The sequence below is a fragment of the Niallia sp. RD1 genome, from assembly GCF_024219955.1.
Classification (GTDB): Bacteria; Bacillota; Bacilli; order Bacillales; family Cytobacillaceae; genus Niallia; species Niallia alba.
Genome location: NZ_CP100420.1, coordinates 234,024 through 249,149, shown reverse-complemented (window position 1 = coordinate 249,149; position 15,126 = coordinate 234,024). Strand labels below are relative to the sequence as shown.

The 15,126-nt window shown below is 37.1% G+C and carries 12 protein-coding genes, 1 other RNA gene and 1 pseudogene; 12 read left to right on the top strand and 2 right to left on the bottom strand.

Annotated features, from left to right (window positions below; all coding sequences use genetic code 11):
* Positions 1-48 precede the first annotated feature (48 nt).
* From gap to ssrA, 10 genes are all read left to right on the top strand, one after another.
* Positions 49-1,059, top strand: a complete 1,011-nt coding sequence (gene gap / locus NKG37_RS01295; RefSeq protein ID WP_016203863.1) for a type I glyceraldehyde-3-phosphate dehydrogenase — start codon at positions 49-51, stop codon at positions 1,057-1,059.
* Positions 1,060-1,171: 112 nt separating this feature from the next.
* Positions 1,172-2,356 carry a phosphoglycerate kinase gene (gene pgk / locus NKG37_RS01290; RefSeq protein ID WP_016203862.1) on the top strand — a complete coding sequence of 395 codons (1,185 nt, stop codon included), beginning with the start codon at positions 1,172-1,174 and terminating at the stop codon, positions 2,354-2,356.
* Positions 2,357-2,391: 35 nt separating this feature from the next.
* On the top strand, positions 2,392-3,153 hold the full coding sequence (gene tpiA / locus NKG37_RS01285) for a triose-phosphate isomerase (protein ID WP_016203861.1): 762 nt from the start codon (positions 2,392-2,394) through the stop codon (positions 3,151-3,153).
* A complete protein-coding gene (gene gpmI / locus NKG37_RS01280) occupies positions 3,146-4,681 on the top strand; it encodes a 2,3-bisphosphoglycerate-independent phosphoglycerate mutase (protein WP_016203860.1) in 1,536 nt (511 codons plus the stop codon). Before tpiA ends, gpmI begins: the two co-directional genes overlap by 8 nt.
* 27 nt (positions 4,682-4,708) lie before the next feature.
* On the top strand, positions 4,709-6,004 hold the full coding sequence (eno, locus tag NKG37_RS01275) for a phosphopyruvate hydratase (RefSeq protein ID WP_016203859.1): 1,296 nt from the start codon (positions 4,709-4,711) through the stop codon (positions 6,002-6,004).
* A 333-nt stretch (positions 6,005-6,337) separates the two neighbouring features.
* A complete protein-coding gene (secG, locus tag NKG37_RS01270; RefSeq protein WP_031540682.1) occupies positions 6,338-6,571 on the top strand; it encodes a preprotein translocase subunit SecG in 234 nt (77 codons plus the stop codon).
* A 249-nt stretch (positions 6,572-6,820) separates the two neighbouring features.
* On the top strand, positions 6,821-7,564 hold the full coding sequence (locus NKG37_RS01265) for an alpha/beta hydrolase (protein WP_016203857.1): 744 nt from the start codon (positions 6,821-6,823) through the stop codon (positions 7,562-7,564).
* A gap of 21 nt (positions 7,565-7,585) precedes the next feature.
* The gene (gene rnr, locus NKG37_RS01260) at positions 7,586-9,922 is read left to right on the top strand and encodes a ribonuclease R (protein WP_254415661.1); all 2,337 of its coding nucleotides are present in this window, start codon (positions 7,586-7,588) and stop codon (positions 9,920-9,922) included.
* Between the two features lie 116 nt (positions 9,923-10,038).
* Positions 10,039-10,506 (top strand): SsrA-binding protein SmpB, encoded by a 468-nt coding sequence (gene smpB, locus NKG37_RS01255; protein ID WP_016203855.1) that lies wholly within the window; start codon positions 10,039-10,041, stop codon positions 10,504-10,506.
* 167 nt (positions 10,507-10,673) lie between these two features.
* Positions 10,674-11,009, top strand: a transfer-messenger RNA (tmRNA) gene (gene ssrA / locus NKG37_RS01250).
* Positions 11,010-11,529: 520 nt separating this feature from the next.
* On the opposite strand, the pseudogene NKG37_RS01245 reads toward ssrA, so the two are convergent.
* Positions 11,530-11,825 (bottom strand): annotated as a pseudogene (locus NKG37_RS01245) (transposase); the annotation flags it as partial.
* Between the two features lie 339 nt (positions 11,826-12,164).
* On the opposite strand from NKG37_RS01245, the gene NKG37_RS01240 reads away from it, so the two are divergent.
* Entirely contained in the window at positions 12,165-12,353 is a 189-nt protein-coding gene (locus NKG37_RS01240; RefSeq protein WP_254415660.1) for a hypothetical protein, read from the top strand.
* A gap of 25 nt (positions 12,354-12,378) precedes the next feature.
* On the opposite strand, the gene NKG37_RS01235 is transcribed toward NKG37_RS01240, so the two are convergent.
* A complete protein-coding gene (locus NKG37_RS01235) occupies positions 12,379-13,626 on the bottom strand; it encodes an ISL3 family transposase (RefSeq protein ID WP_254415550.1) in 1,248 nt (415 codons plus the stop codon).
* Between the two features lie 150 nt (positions 13,627-13,776).
* Between NKG37_RS01235 and NKG37_RS01230 the strand changes: the two genes are divergently transcribed.
* Positions 13,777-15,096: an ABC transporter substrate-binding protein gene (locus tag NKG37_RS01230; RefSeq protein ID WP_254415659.1), complete on the top strand. Its 1,320-nt coding sequence runs from the start codon at positions 13,777-13,779 to the stop codon at positions 15,094-15,096.
* Positions 15,097-15,126 lie beyond the last annotated feature (30 nt).

The window sequence follows — 15,126 nt, the reverse complement described above, 5'->3', positions numbered from 1 at the left end:
ATCCCTTTATATATTTAATACTCTTAAAATTAGAGGAGGAAATTTACAATGACAGTAAAAGTAGGTATTAACGGTTTTGGACGTATCGGACGTTTAGCATTCAGAAAAATCATGGAAAACCCAGAATTAGAAGTGGTTGCAATCAATGATTTAACTGATACTAAAATGCTAGCACATCTTTTAAAATATGATTCATCTCAAGGAACTTTCCAAGGTGAGATTGAAGTTCACGAAGGTTACTTCTTAGTAAACGGTCAAAAAGTTGTTACAACTGCTGAAAGAAACCCAGCTGACCTTAAATGGGGAGAACTTGGTGTAGATACAGTTATCGAATCTACTGGTTTCTTCACAACTAAAGAAAAAGCAGAAGCTCACATTCAAGCAGGTGCTAAAAATGTAGTAATCTCTGCTCCAGCTACTGGCGAAATGAAAACAGTTGTTTATAATGTAAACCATGAAATTCTTGATGGAACTGAAACAGTTATCTCTGGTGCTTCTTGTACTACTAACTGTCTTGCTCCAATGGCACAAGTTCTTCAAAGCAAATACGGAATCGTATCTGGTTTAATGACTACAATTCATGCTTACACTGGCGACCAAAACACTTTAGATGCTCCACATCCAAAAGGTGACTTCCGTCGTGCTCGTGCAGCTGCTGAAAATATTATTCCAAACTCAACTGGTGCTGCTAAAGCAATCGGTTTAGTATTACCTGAACTTCAAGGTAAATTAGACGGTGCTGCTCAACGTGTTCCAGTAAAAACTGGTTCATTAACAGAGCTTGTTACTGTTCTTGATAAAAAAGTTACAGTTGAAGAAGTTAATGCTGCAATGAAAGAAGCTGCTAACGAATCTTTCGGTTACACAGAAGAAGAGCTTGTTTCTTCTGATATTATTGGAAGTAGCTATGGTTCATTATTTGATGCAACTCAAACAAAAGTTATCACTGTTGGTGATCAACAACTTGTTAAAACTGTTGCTTGGTATGACAACGAAATGTCTTACACTAACCAATTAGTAAGAACTGTTAAGCACTTTGCACAGCTTGCAACAAAATAATTTCCCTTTTCAAATGGAATTTTGTGCGAGTTAATAAGCACCCCCTTTAATCAAACAGCGGAAACAATTTTGTTTCCGCTCTTTTAAAAATATGCAGTGGAGGGTACCTATAATGAACAAGAAAACAATTCGTGATATCGATTTAAAAGGGAAAAAAGCTTTTGTACGTGTTGACTTTAACGTACCAATGAAAGATCAACAAATCACTGACGAAACAAGAATTCAAGCTGCACTTCCAACTATTAAAGAATTAGTTGAGAGTGGTGCAATTGTCATTCTTGCAAGTCACTTAGGACGTCCAAAAGGCGAAGTAGTAGAAGAGTTACGATTAACTCCTGTAGCAAAACGTCTTTCTGAACTACTAGGTAAAGAAGTTGCTAAAGCAGATGAATCTTATGGTGAAGCTGTTAAAGCACAAATTAGCAAGTTATCTGAAGGTGATGTAATCCTTCTTGAAAACGTACGTTTCAATGCTGGTGAAGAAAAAAATGATGCAGAATTAGCAAAACAATATGCAGAGCTTGCAGATGTATTTGTAAATGATGCATTTGGTGCTGCACACCGTGCGCATGCTTCTACAGAAGGAATTGCTCATCATATCCCAGCTGTATCTGGATTATTAATGCAAAAAGAACTAGATGTTCTTGGCAAAGCTTTATCAAATCCTGATCGCCCATTTACTGCTATTATTGGTGGGGCAAAAGTTAAGGATAAAATTGGTGTAATTGAAAACCTTCTTGATAAAGTTGATAACTTAATCATTGGCGGAGGCTTAGCTTATACTTTCGTTAAAGCACTTGGTCATGAAGTTGGTCAATCATTATTAGAAGAAGATAAAATTGAACTTGCTAAATCTTATATGGATAAAGCAAAAGAAAAAGGCGTTAAATTCTATATGCCTGTTGATGTAACAGTTGCAGATGATTTCTCCAACGATGCTAACATCAAAACCGTTTCTATCGAAGAAATTCCATCTGATTGGGAAGCATTAGATATCGGACCTAAAACACGTGAAATCTATGCAGATGTTATTAAAAGTTCTAAATTAGTAATTTGGAACGGGCCGATGGGTGTTTTCGAATTAGATGCATTCGCTACAGGTACAAAAGCAGTAGCTGAAGCACTTGCTGAATCTCAAGATACATATTCCGTAATCGGTGGTGGAGATTCTGCAGCAGCAGTTGAAAAATTTGATTTAGCGGATAAAATGAGTCACATTTCTACTGGTGGCGGTGCTTCATTAGAATTCATGGAAGGTAAAGAACTTCCAGGTGTAGTGGCATTAAACGACAAATAATATCTTTATAGATATGCATGAAAGGATGTATAACCATGCGCAAACCAATTATTGCAGGTAACTGGAAAATGAACAAAACGCTTCCTGAAGCGGTTGAGTTTGTTCAAGAAGTAAAAGCTTCTGTTCCATCAAGTGAAAAAGTGGATACAGTTGTTTGTGCTCCTGCGTTATTTTTAGGACAATTAGTAGAATTAACAGATGGCACAGATGTAAAAATCGGTGCACAAAATATGCATTTCGAAAAAAATGGTGCATTTACTGGTGAAATCAGCCCAGTAGCATTAGAAAATATCGGTGCAAAATATGTAGTACTTGGTCATTCGGAGCGTCGTGAGTTCTTTAACGAAACAGATGAGTCTGTTAACAAGAAGACAATCGCTGCATTTGAAAATGGTTTAACTCCAATTGTTTGTTGTGGTGAAACACTAGAACAAAGAGAGAACGGCGAAACAAATGACTTTGTTGCAACTCAAGTAACAAAAGCGCTTAACGGCTTAACTCCAGAACAAGCAAAAGCAACAGTTGTTGCATATGAGCCAATCTGGGCAATTGGAACTGGTAAATCTTCTACTTCTGCAGATGCAAACGAAGTATGTGCACATATCCGTAAAGTAGTAAGTGAGCAATTCTCTCCAGAAGTTGCTGAACACATCCGTATTCAATACGGCGGTAGCGTTAAGCCTGAGAACATTAAAGAATATATGGCACAGCCAGATATTGACGGAGCATTAGTAGGTGGAGCTAGCCTAGAGGCTCAAAGCTTTTTAGCTTTATTGGAGGCAGGTAAGAATGAGTAAATCTCCAGTAGCTTTAATCATTTTAGATGGTTTTGCTTTAAGAAGCGAACGCATGGGAAATGCAGTAGCACAAGCAAATAAGCCTAATTTCGATAAATATTGGAACGCTTATCCTCATGCTACTTTAGTAGCTAGTGGGGAAGCTGTTGGTCTTCCAGAAGGACAAATGGGTAACTCTGAAGTTGGACATTTGAATATCGGTGCCGGCCGGATCGTATATCAAAGTTTGACTAGAGTAAATGTTTCTATCAGAGAAGGCGAATTTTACAAAAACGAAACTTTCGTTAATGCAATGAAGCATGTAAAAGAAAAAGGCAAAAATCTACACCTATTTGGATTATTATCTGATGGTGGAGTTCATAGCCATATTGAACATATGTATGCACTTCTTCGTCTAGCAAAAGAAGAAGGAATCGAAAATGTATATATTCATGGAATCTTAGATGGCCGAGACGTCGGTCAAAAGACTGCTGAAAAATACATTAAAGCTACACAAGAAAAAATCGCTGAATACGGTGTAGGTGAATTTGCTACGATTTCTGGACGCTACTATTCAATGGATAGAGATAAACGTTGGGATCGTGTAGAAAAATCATATCGTGCAATGGTATATGGAGAAGGACCAGTATATTCTGATCCATTACAAGTAGTAGAAGATAACTACAATAACGGAATCTTTGATGAGTTCGTACTTCCATCCGTAATCACAAAAGAAAACGGTGAGCCTGTTGCGACAATTAAAGATGAAGATGCGGTTATTTTCTATAACTTCCGTCCAGACCGTGCGATCCAAATTTCTAATACTTTCACAAATGAAGACTTCCGTTCATTCGATCGTGGAGAAAAACATCCAAAAAATCTTTACTTTGTATGTTTAACTCATTTTAGTGAAACAGTAAATGGGTATGTTGCATTCAAGCCAACAAACTTGGATAACACATTAGGTGAAGTCCTTTCACAAAATGGGTTGACTCAACTTCGTATCGCTGAAACAGAAAAGTATCCACATGTTACTTTCTTTATGAGCGGTGGACGTGAAGCAGAGTTCCCTGGTGAAAAACGTATCTTAATCAATTCACCAAAAGTGGCAACTTATGATTTAAAACCTGAAATGAGTGCGTATGAAGTAACAGATGCACTATTGAAGGAAATTGAAGCAGATAATTTTGATGCAATCATTCTAAACTTCGCTAATCCTGATATGGTTGGGCACTCCGGAATGCTTGAGCCAACAATCAAAGCGATTGAAACAGTTGATGAATGTTTAGGAAAAATTATCACTTTAATTGAACAAAAAGGTGGTAAAGCAATTATCACAGCTGACCATGGTAATTCAGATGAAGTGGTAACACTTGATGGAACACCGATGACAGCACATACAACAAATCCAGTTCCTGTAATCGTAACAGATAAAAATGCTGAATTACGTACAGATGGTATATTAGGAGATCTTGCTCCTACTATGTTAGATTTATTAGGACTTGATAAACCAGCAGAAATGACTGGAACATCTATTATTAAAAAATAAGTAATAAAATTAAAGGAGAGAATAAATATGCCTTATATTCAACAAGTTTATGCTCGTGAAGTATTAGATTCACGTGGTAACCCAACAGTAGAAGTAGAAGTATTAACTGAATCAGGATTCTTTGGTCGCGCACTAGTTCCATCTGGTGCTTCAACTGGTGAATACGAAGCAGTTGAATTACGTGATGGTGACAAATCTCGTTACCTTGGTAAAGGTGTTCTTAAAGCAGTAGAAAACGTAAACGAAGTAATTGCTGAAGCAATTATCGGTATGGACGTTACTGATCAAGTTGGAATCGACAGAACAATGATCGAGCTTGATGGAACAGAAAACAAAGGTAAATTAGGTGCTAACGCAATCCTAGGTGTATCTATGGCTGTTGCACATGCTGCTGCTGAAGTAGTAGGTCTTCCATTATACCGTTACCTTGGTGGATTCAATGCTAAACAATTACCAACTCCAATGATGAACATCATCAACGGTGGTTCACACGCTGATAACAACGTAGATTTCCAAGAATTCATGATCTTACCAGTAGGAGCTCCAACTTTCAAAGAAGCTCTACGTACTGGTGCTGAAGTATTCCACGCATTAAAAGCAGTTCTTTCTGCTAAAGGCTTAAACACTGCTGTTGGTGACGAAGGTGGATTCGCTCCAAACCTTGGTTCTAACCGTGAAGCATTAGAAGTAATCATTGAAGCAATCAAAAAAGCTGGATACGAGCCAGGTAAAGACGTATTCTTAGGTATGGACGTTGCTTCTTCTGAGTTCTATAACAAAGAAACTGGTAAATACGATCTTGCAGGAGAAGGCCGTACTGGTTTAACTTCTGAAGAATTAGTAAGCTTCTATGAAGAATTAGTTAGCGAATTCCCAATCATCTCTATTGAAGATGGTTTAGATGAAAACGACTGGGAAGGTCACAAATTATTAACAGACCGTATCGGTTCAAAAGTTCAATTAGTAGGTGACGATTTATTCGTTACAAACACTAAAAAATTAGCTGAAGGTATCGAAAAAGGAATTGCAAACTCAATCCTTATCAAAGTTAACCAAATTGGTACTTTAACTGAAACTTTCGAAGCTATCGAAATGGCTAAACGTGCTGGTTACACAGCAGTAGTTTCTCACCGTTCTGGTGAAACAGAAGATGCTACAATCGCTGACATCGCTGTTGCTACTAACGCTGGCCAAATCAAAACTGGTTCATTATCTCGTACAGACCGTATTGCTAAATACAACCAACTTCTTCGCATCGAAGACGAGCTTGGCGAGTTAGCAGTATACGATGGTCTTAAATCTTTCTACAACCTAAAAAAATAATTGAAGTTAAGGATTCCTTAACTTGATTGCACTCTAGCTTTAGGAGATTTCCTATAAGCTAGAGTGTTTTTTTATTAATAGTGAAGGAAGAGGGGAAAGAAGAGCATCATCATTCCTCTGTGACCGAGAGCAAGAGAAACAGCAGGAAAAGGTAACAGAGAACAAACTAGCAAAGATCATCCCTTAATCAAGAGAGTTCTCTCTATTACCTACCATCAAAAAATACATTCTACTAATTATTATGATAAAGACGCGACATACTATTGTGACAAAACATAAAATATGATACATTTAAACTAATGTAGGTTGGTTTTAATGGAGGTGTTTGAGATGATACACACAGTTTTGATTACTTTATTGATTATCGTTGCAATTGCATTAATCGTAGTAGTACTTCTTCAAAATGGTAAGAGTGCTGGACTATCTGGAGCAATTTCTGGTGGTGCAGAGCAGTTATTTGGTAAACAAAAAGCACGTGGTTTAGAATTAATCCTTCACAATGCAACAATCGTTTTAGCGATTCTATTCTTTGTTTTAACGATTGCAGTTAGTTATTTTGATCTATAATAACGAAATTCGGTATAGATAAAAAAACCTGGCCATGAAAGGTCAGGTTTTTTTTCGGAAAACAAGTTGGTTCATACATAAGTGCTGATTAAAAAGACGGAACGACTATTAATGAAGTAATCAAATTACTGGATTCTTCTATTTCTTTTTTACTACAATAGAAGGATAGTTCTTTTTCTAACAAACATAGTAATTTAATTATATATAAGGACGAAGGAGAAGATAATAAGACAAAGGAGCGTTTATCTAATGAAAATAGTAGAACAGAAACCATTAACCTTTAAAGGAGATAATAAACGTGCAGTGCTTTTATTGCACGGCTTTACGGGAAATACATCAGATGTACGCTTACTTGGCAGATATTTAAATACAAAGGGCTACACTTGCTATGTACCTTTATATAAAGGTCATGGGGTACCGCCAGAGGAATTAGTGGAATACGGTCCAAAGGATTGGTGGAAGGATGTAACGGAAGCCTACCAGCATTTAAAAGAGATGGGGTTTGAAGAAATTGCCGTCGGAGGTCTTTCTTTAGGAGGGGTATTTTCCCTTAAATTAGGTTACACTGTACCTGTAAAGGGTATCGTAACTATGTGTGCTCCAATGTACATTAAAAGTGAAGATGTTATGTATGAAGGCGTACTTGAATATGCTCGTAATTATAAGCAGCGAGAGAAGAAATCAGAAGAAGTTATTGAGCAGGAAATGGCTCAATTTAAGCCAATGAATACATTAAAGGAATTACAAAATTTAATCAAAGAAGTAAGAGAATCGGTTGATCTTATTTATTCACCAGTTTTTGTTATTCAGGCACGACATGATCAAATGATTGATACAAATAGTGCGAATATCATATATGAAGAAGTGGAATCGATTCAAAAAGATATTAAATGGTATGAAAACTCTGGACATGTTATTACACATGATAAAGAAAAAGAAAAAGTTTTTGAGGATTTCTATCAGTTTTTAGAAAAACTAGATTGGAATGAATAAGATGTAAAGGAGGTTTTTTGTTTGGAAGATATAATTAAGGAAAATGTCGAGAAGCTATTAACTTATATGAAAGATGAAGCATATAAACCACTAACCGTGCAAGAGCTAGAAGAAGCTTTCGGAATAGAGGATTCTTCTCACTTTAAAGATTTTGTCAAGGTACTTGTACAGATGGAAGAGAAGGGGCTAGTTGTTCGGACAAGAAGCAATCGCTATGGACTTCCAGAGAAGATGAACCTTATTCGGGGGAAATTAGCTGGTCATGCAAAAGGATTTGCTTTTGTTATTCCTGAAGAACAAGGCATGGATGACATTTTTATCCCGCCAAATGAAGTTAAAACTGCGTTAAATGGTGATATTGTATTAGCACGTGTCACTTCTGAAAGCTCTGGACAAAGAAGAGAAGGAACGATTGTACGAATTATTGAAAGAGGCGTACAGCAAATTGTTGGTACATATTCAGAGAGCAAGCATTTTGGCTTTGTAATACCAGATGATAAAAAAATCGCGACTGATATTTTTATCCCAAAAGGAAGTACAAAAGGTGCTATTGAAGGCCATAAAGTAGTGGTTAAATTAACTTCTTATCCAGAAGGCAGAAAAAATGCAGAAGGGGAAGTTGTTAAAATACTAGGACATAAAAATGATCCAGGTGTTGATATATTATCGGTAATACATAAGCATGGATTACCACTTGCTTTTCCTGATAATGTATTAGAGCAAGCAAACAGCGCGCCAGATACCATTGATGAAAAAGAAATTGCTAATAGACGTGATTTACGCAATGAAACGATTGTTACCATTGATGGTGCAGATGCTAAAGATTTGGATGATGCTGTTACCGTTACTCTTTTAGAAAATGGTAATTATAAACTAGGGGTTCATATCGCTGATGTTTCCTACTATGTAACAGAAAATTCCCCTATTGATGTAGAAGCAGAGGAAAGAGGTACGAGTGTTTATTTAGTAGATCGTGTAATTCCCATGATTCCTCATCGTTTATCTAATGGGATTTGCTCTTTAAATCCAAAAGTGGATCGTTTAACGCTGTCTTGTGAAATGGAAATTGCGCCAGATGGTGAAGTTGTGAATCACGAAATTTTTCAAAGTGTTATTAAAACAACAGAACGCATGACTTATGCAGATGTAAATTCGATTTTACATGATAAGGATGAAGCATTGAGAGAGAAGTATGAACCCCTTGTACCAATGTTTGAGCGCATGGAAGGGCTAGCAGCAATCCTTCGTAAAAAACGTATGACTCGTGGTGCAATTGATTTTGACTTTAAGGAATCAAAAGTAATTGTCGATGAAGATGGGAAGCCTCAGGATGTTATTTTAAGAGAACGTTCTGTTGCTGAAAAATTAATTGAAGAGTTTATGCTTGTAGCTAATGAAACAGTTGCTGAACATTTCCACTGGATGCAGGTTCCTTTTATTTACCGTATTCACGAAGATCCAAAAGAAGAAAAGCTAAGAAGATTTTTCGAGTTTATTACAAACTTTGGTTATATCGTGAAAGGTACAGCGAATTCTGTTCATCCAAGAGCGTTACAAGAAATAATTGAAGCAGTACAGGGAACACCTGAAGAGATGGTTATTTCAACTGTCATGCTGCGTTCCATGCAACAGGCGAAATACTATCCTGAAAGTCTAGGCCACTTTGGTTTATCAACCGAATTTTATACGCACTTTACTTCACCTATCAGACGGTACCCAGATTTAATCGTACATCGTCTAATACGTACGTATTTAATTGAGGGAGATGTTAGTTCGGCGATACAAGAAAAATGGAATAGCCGCTTAACCGAAATTGCAGAGCACTCTTCTAATATGGAAAGAAGATCAGTAGAAGCAGAGCGTGAAACAGATGAATTGAAGAAATCAGAGTACATGCTTGATAAAATTGGCGAAGAATACGATGGTATTATTAGCTCTGTTACGAATTTTGGAATGTTCGTAGAACTTACCAATACGATTGAAGGACTAGTCCATGTAAGCTATATGACAGATGACTACTATCGTTATGATGAACGTCATTTTGCCATGATTGGTGAGAGAACAGGGAAGGTCTTCCGCATAGGAGACGAAATTACTGTTCGAGTCGTAAATGTAAATAAAGATGAACGTGCCATCGACTTTGAAATTGTCGGCATGAAAGGAACACGCCGCAGAGATCCGAAGAAAGATGGCAAGGTATTCTCCACGGGCAGTGTCTCTCGTGCACCACGTAAAGGTAAATCAGACAAAGATGCTGATCGAAAAGGTAAATCAGGAGAATCCAGACGAAAAGGAAAGAATGATAGAAAACACTTTGAGAATGCACCAAAAGCAAAGAGAAAGAAAAAGAAACGTTAATAAAATAGATACATGATTGTATGGGGATTCTTTAGAATAAGGAAACCCCATGCAGGGGATGTTTGAACATTAGCGGTTCTTTTGTTAAAATTATTGGCAGAGTAGGGGGAAGAGATATGCCAAAAGGTGAAGGGAAATTAGTTGCTCAAAATAAAAAAGCAAATCATGATTATTTTATTGAAGAGACTTATGAGGCAGGGATTGTTCTACAAGGAACAGAAATTAAAGCAATTCGTGCTGGAAGAGTAAACTTAAAAGAATCGTATGCGCGTATTATTAATGGAGAAGTCTTCTTGCTTGGTATGCATATTAGTCCATATGAACAAGGAAATCGCTATAATCATGATCCATTAAGAACAAGAAAGCTTTTATTACATCGCAAACAAATTAATAAGTTAATCGGGGATACAAAAGAAGCGGGCTATGCTTTAGTTCCACTGAAACTGTATTTTAAAAATGGCTATGCAAAGGTTTTGATTGGTCTAGGTAAGGGTAAAAAGAACTATGACAAGCGTGAAACTTTAAAACGTAAAGAAGCAAATCGCAGTATTGAACGTGCTTTACGTGAAAGGCAAAAAATGTAATCCAAAACTTTACAATTGAAATACGCTCCAGTTATGTTATAATAATTTATGTCGATAAGACAACATAACTTTAAGCTCCTATTTCAGAGCTTCCGAAACGTTAAGCTTAAATGCTAAGAATCTTGTAATGTAACAATTACTTGATTTTATCCTTATAATGGGGACGCTACGGATTCGACAGGGATAGTTCGAGCTTAGGTTGCGAGTCGAGGGGATCGGCCTCGTTAAAACGTCAAAGCCTATAACTGGCAAACAACAAAACAACTTCGCTTTAGCTGCTTAATAGCGCTTAGCGGTTCCTCCCTCCATCGCCCATGTGGTAGGGTCAGGGACTCACTTTAAGTGGGCTACGCCGGATTCCACCGTCTGAGGAAGAAGGAAGAGAACAACCAGACTAGCTTATCGGACGCCTGTCAACAGGCAGAAGAATAAGCGAAATACGAATATGTTGACTACACTCGTAGAAGCTTAAGTGCCGATGTTTCTGGACGTGGGTTCGATTAATATTAGTCGCCTTGTGTGGTAACATGCAAGTGAAAATTTGGCTTTATCGGTGAAACCTAAGTCACATAGATTGTGATAAGGCAATGCCGAGCGGTATGTGAAGTAATTCAACAGCCGTGTATCGACTTATAGGCTGCCAAGGAACTTGGTAGTACTAGGATACGAAATGCTACTTTTAAGTAAATTTATATTTCGTATAAGACGCCAAAGGACCTAACTAAATATTACAGGTTCAAGATATAGTCAGTGCCATGACGAAAGCATGGAATTGCACGTCCCACCGTCTCCACCAAATACATATTTGGTGGTTTTTATTTTGTGTTTTTTGAACCAAAAGTTTGCCACTTTGGCAAGGTTAGGATTCAAAAAACTTTAGGCAAATAATTGCTTCAAAAAGCGAAGTTTTTTCTAGGAACTGTAGATTATACTATAGTTCACAGTTTGTAAACAAAAGGGAATCAGAATGTTTTCATTCTGATTCCCTTTTGTTATTCTAGTTTTTTCGTTACTTTATTGTATTTAGCATATTTCTGGACTGTACCAAGTCCAGTTTGCCATTTTCTTTAGGTTCATGGTGTATCGCCAGCATAGACAATTTTTTAAGTCCCCTTAAAGTTGTCCATCGCATGCCTTGCTCTTCTTTTGCAGCTGGGAAAACACGTTTAATTGTTTCTTTCGCTTGGCGTAAATCTCTTTATATCTTGTCTATGACGAAGATGATCTGCTTCCTCCACATACTTTTCCCATACATGTCTTTGTATGAGTTTTTGGTGGTTTTGACTTTATGCACATTGAGATAAGAAAGGACATATTTCTTGTGTTATGTGGATATTAAAGGAAATATCTCGTTGAAAAGGTGTCTTATATCTCTATTCAACAGTTTATATTAAGTAAACGTTTTCTTTTATAAAAAAAAATAAAAAATGAAGATAAATAATCCACTATTTCTAAAAATGTTAACGGTTTCAAAAAGATTAGTTATATAAGAAAATGGTTTTGTAACAGATAGAATAGATAAAAGGGGGAAAAGAAAGAAGTTATTTATCGCTACGCAGCAAGTTTACGTAAACGTTTACCTCGTGATGAATGACCATTTTTTCTGATTTTTTACTGTTACAAAAGAATCATTAAACTCATTATTGTGGAGGGTCACTATGAAAAAAAGATTGTGTTTATTCTTATCATTATTAATTGTATTTTCACTTCTATTATCTGCATGCTCTAATGATACAAAAACAGATGAATCTGAAAAAGAGAAAAATGATTACGCTGGTATTGTTGGAATTGATGAAGATGAAAACGGAGTTCCAGATTGGCAAGAAAAAGAAATTGAATTAGTTTAGGCTCTTTATCAAAACATGTTCTTGACTAAGAGCCGTAGCCGTATTGAATCCATTCTTCATTGCACTCCAATAAAATGTGTTGCTTATAGCACTCCGGATTGCGAGTGAAATAGTGACGACGCTGCAGAGCCTTGATTTTATTATTTTTTCCTTCAACCGATGCATTCGTAAAACGCAATTGATGATAATTACAGATTTCTTCTTGCCAATTGTGCATCGTTTTTAAACAGATTTCTACAATCGGATGGTCAATTGCTTTTCCTTGCGCCAGCCATCTTTCGTAACCTTTTTTGGCAAGGCTATACGATGGACTGCAGTCATACCAAGCAATGAAGGCTTCTTTCCATTCATACACTTGGCGAAGTAATTTCGCATAACCAAGCAGTCGTTTTAAAATCACCATTTCGTCTCTTGTGATCTGGTCATGACGTTTACCAAGAATATGGAAGTGTTGTTTTAAATCGGCTTTCGCACAGGGAGAAAGGCTCTTTTGAACCTGTTTTCGCATAGTTTGTAAGGTATCCGTTACGTAACGATTGACGTGAAAACGATCGGCAATTCGAATGGCATTTGGATACATTTCTTTTACGAATGTATGATAGCCTTGCGCTAAATCCATGACGACAGCGACGGGATTAAGCGTCTGCCAAATCGGCTGCGCTTGATAATAATCCTGTAATTCTGCAATCGTACGACCTGGGATGACATCTAAAAACGTGCCACCACGTAAATCGTGTAAGCCGGTGTTATATCGATGTCCTTTACGAATCGCAAAGTCATCGATACCCAGTACAAGACCCGTACTCACTTTAGCCTGTTGTGCGCATCGTCTTTGAACGCGAACCGACTCCACTGCCATCCATTGACGTACAACACGGTGAACCGTTGTTGGTGGTGTTTCAGAGAGGCGCGCCGCATGGGCAATCGTCGCTCCTATCGCTTGTTTCGGTAACGTGGCTTCAAATGCCTTTGTATAGCGCTTTTTTGGCGCAACACAGTCGTAATGCCACACAAAATGGGCATGACAATCTTTGCATGTTAAACGGATAGCGGGCAGCAGTAAATACACCCGTTTCCCAAACGCAGGGAGGTGACGTACTTTTCGTTGATAAGCCGTGCCACGACGAATCGTTTGCGTTGATGCACATACTGGACAAGGCTGTGTGGCATCAATCGGTGTCACTTCAATGAGCACTTGATCTTTTACTTTTTGAATAGCACATACATTTAACTCTGGTAAATCGAGTAAAACCTTGATAGAATGGGAATGCATCTGTATACCTCGTTCTGTTGTTTGGTCGTACTTTCAACATTAACGGATACAGATGTTTTTTTGTACTCTTTTTTAAGCAAGAACAGATTTTGGCGTAGAGCCTTAGTTTATGCAAATAATTTTTATGGGGAAAATGATGAAACAAATCCAATGGTTCTTAATATCAAAAAGTTCATGGAAAAATATCCTAACATAACGGTAACAAGAGATCGTCAATTTACAGGAGAGATGGATGATTTCGAAAAAATGGAAGTATTAACAGCTAGAGCATCTGAAGGTACACTTCCAGATGTATTCTATTCCCCGTTAGCTGCAGAAGCCTATGATAGAGAGTTAACATTAGATTTAACTCCTTATATTGAAAGTGATGAAGAGGCAGATTCTATTTCCGATAATGCCAGAAGCTTTATGATGAGTTATGACGGAGAGGAAATATACGGTGTTCCTTGGATGTCTGTTTCTCAATTTCCAGCAATCAATTTAAAGCTATTAAAAGAGAATAATATTTCGATTCCTTCTTATGATTGGACTTATGAGGAGTATGAAAATCTTCGTAGTGAAGTGGCTCAATTAACACCATCTAAACCAATTTTTCCAGGTATTATTGACTTTTCAGAGCTTGGACCACACTATTTCGATAGCATTCCAAATGGGTGGAAAGGATATAATAGCGAAACAGAAAGATGGGATTTTTCTGGTAGTCCGAAATTTGGAGAATGGTTTGAGTTAGTTGCTAAAGAAGGCAAGCAAGGATTGCATTTCTATGATTTAACAGAAGAAGAACGTGTAAGTAAAGTTGGAAACTTAGGTTGGCCATGGGGAGACGGTTTAGAAGCGATTGGAAATGTATGGATGTATGCATTGAGTTCAGATGTTAATGAGCTAGTGAAAAATCGTGAAATGGATATAGATATTTATCCAATGCCACAAGCTCCTGAAGGTGGAAGCACAAGTTTACATGGGTATTATGATACATTAAGCATTTCTAGTTCTTTATCAGATGACCTAGTGAAAGCAGAAGCAGCTTTTCAATTAGTAAAATGGTTATCATTTGGGGAAGAAGGACTTCTGTCTAAATGGAGTTTAATTGACGAATATTCTGGTTTAGAAGAAGATGCTCCGTTACGTGCAGAAGATAGTTTAATGGACTTTATCCAAGGATGGCCAGTTACAACTGATAAGGATGTTTTAGCACAACACCCATTTGTTAAAGGATTCGCTGCAGATAGCCCGTTAGCAATATTCAATTTTGAAGCATTTAAAAGCGAAGAATTTCAACAACAGCTAAGTAATCCAATTCCATTCCCAAGAAATATGCCTGCTGTTGCAAACGCATTCAATAATTTAGATACTTGGACTTTAAAAAATAAAATTAAAGATGAGGGAGTTAGATTTGGCGATATTGCAGCTGAATGGGATGAAACAATGAATGCTTATTTAGATGACTACTTACGCCAATATAATAAATAACAATAGAGTAAAAAGAGAATGTCTGATAAA

What these genes read in the sequence shown, in the direction of transcription:
- gap (WP_016203863.1), top strand. Translation starts at nt 49, where the DNA reads ATGACAGTAAAAGTAGGTATTAACGGTTTTGGACGTATCGGACGTTTA.
- pgk (WP_016203862.1), top strand. Translation starts at nt 1,172, where the DNA reads ATGAACAAGAAAACAATTCGTGATATCGATTTAAAAGGGAAAAAAGCT.
- tpiA (WP_016203861.1), top strand. Translation starts at nt 2,392, where the DNA reads ATGCGCAAACCAATTATTGCAGGTAACTGGAAAATGAACAAAACGCTT.
- gpmI (WP_016203860.1), top strand. Translation starts at nt 3,146, where the DNA reads ATGAGTAAATCTCCAGTAGCTTTAATCATTTTAGATGGTTTTGCTTTA.
- eno (WP_016203859.1), top strand. Translation starts at nt 4,709, where the DNA reads ATGCCTTATATTCAACAAGTTTATGCTCGTGAAGTATTAGATTCACGT.
- NKG37_RS01265 (WP_016203857.1), top strand. Translation starts at nt 6,821, where the DNA reads ATGAAAATAGTAGAACAGAAACCATTAACCTTTAAAGGAGATAATAAA.
- smpB (WP_016203855.1), top strand. Translation starts at nt 10,039, where the DNA reads ATGCCAAAAGGTGAAGGGAAATTAGTTGCTCAAAATAAAAAAGCAAAT.
- NKG37_RS01240 (WP_254415660.1), top strand. Translation starts at nt 12,165, where the DNA reads ATGAAAAAAAGATTGTGTTTATTCTTATCATTATTAATTGTATTTTCA.
- NKG37_RS01235 (WP_254415550.1), bottom strand. Translation starts at nt 13,626, where the DNA reads ATGCATTCCCATTCTATCAAGGTTTTACTCGATTTACCAGAGTTAAAT.
- NKG37_RS01230 (WP_254415659.1), top strand. Translation starts at nt 13,777, where the DNA reads ATGGTTCTTAATATCAAAAAGTTCATGGAAAAATATCCTAACATAACG.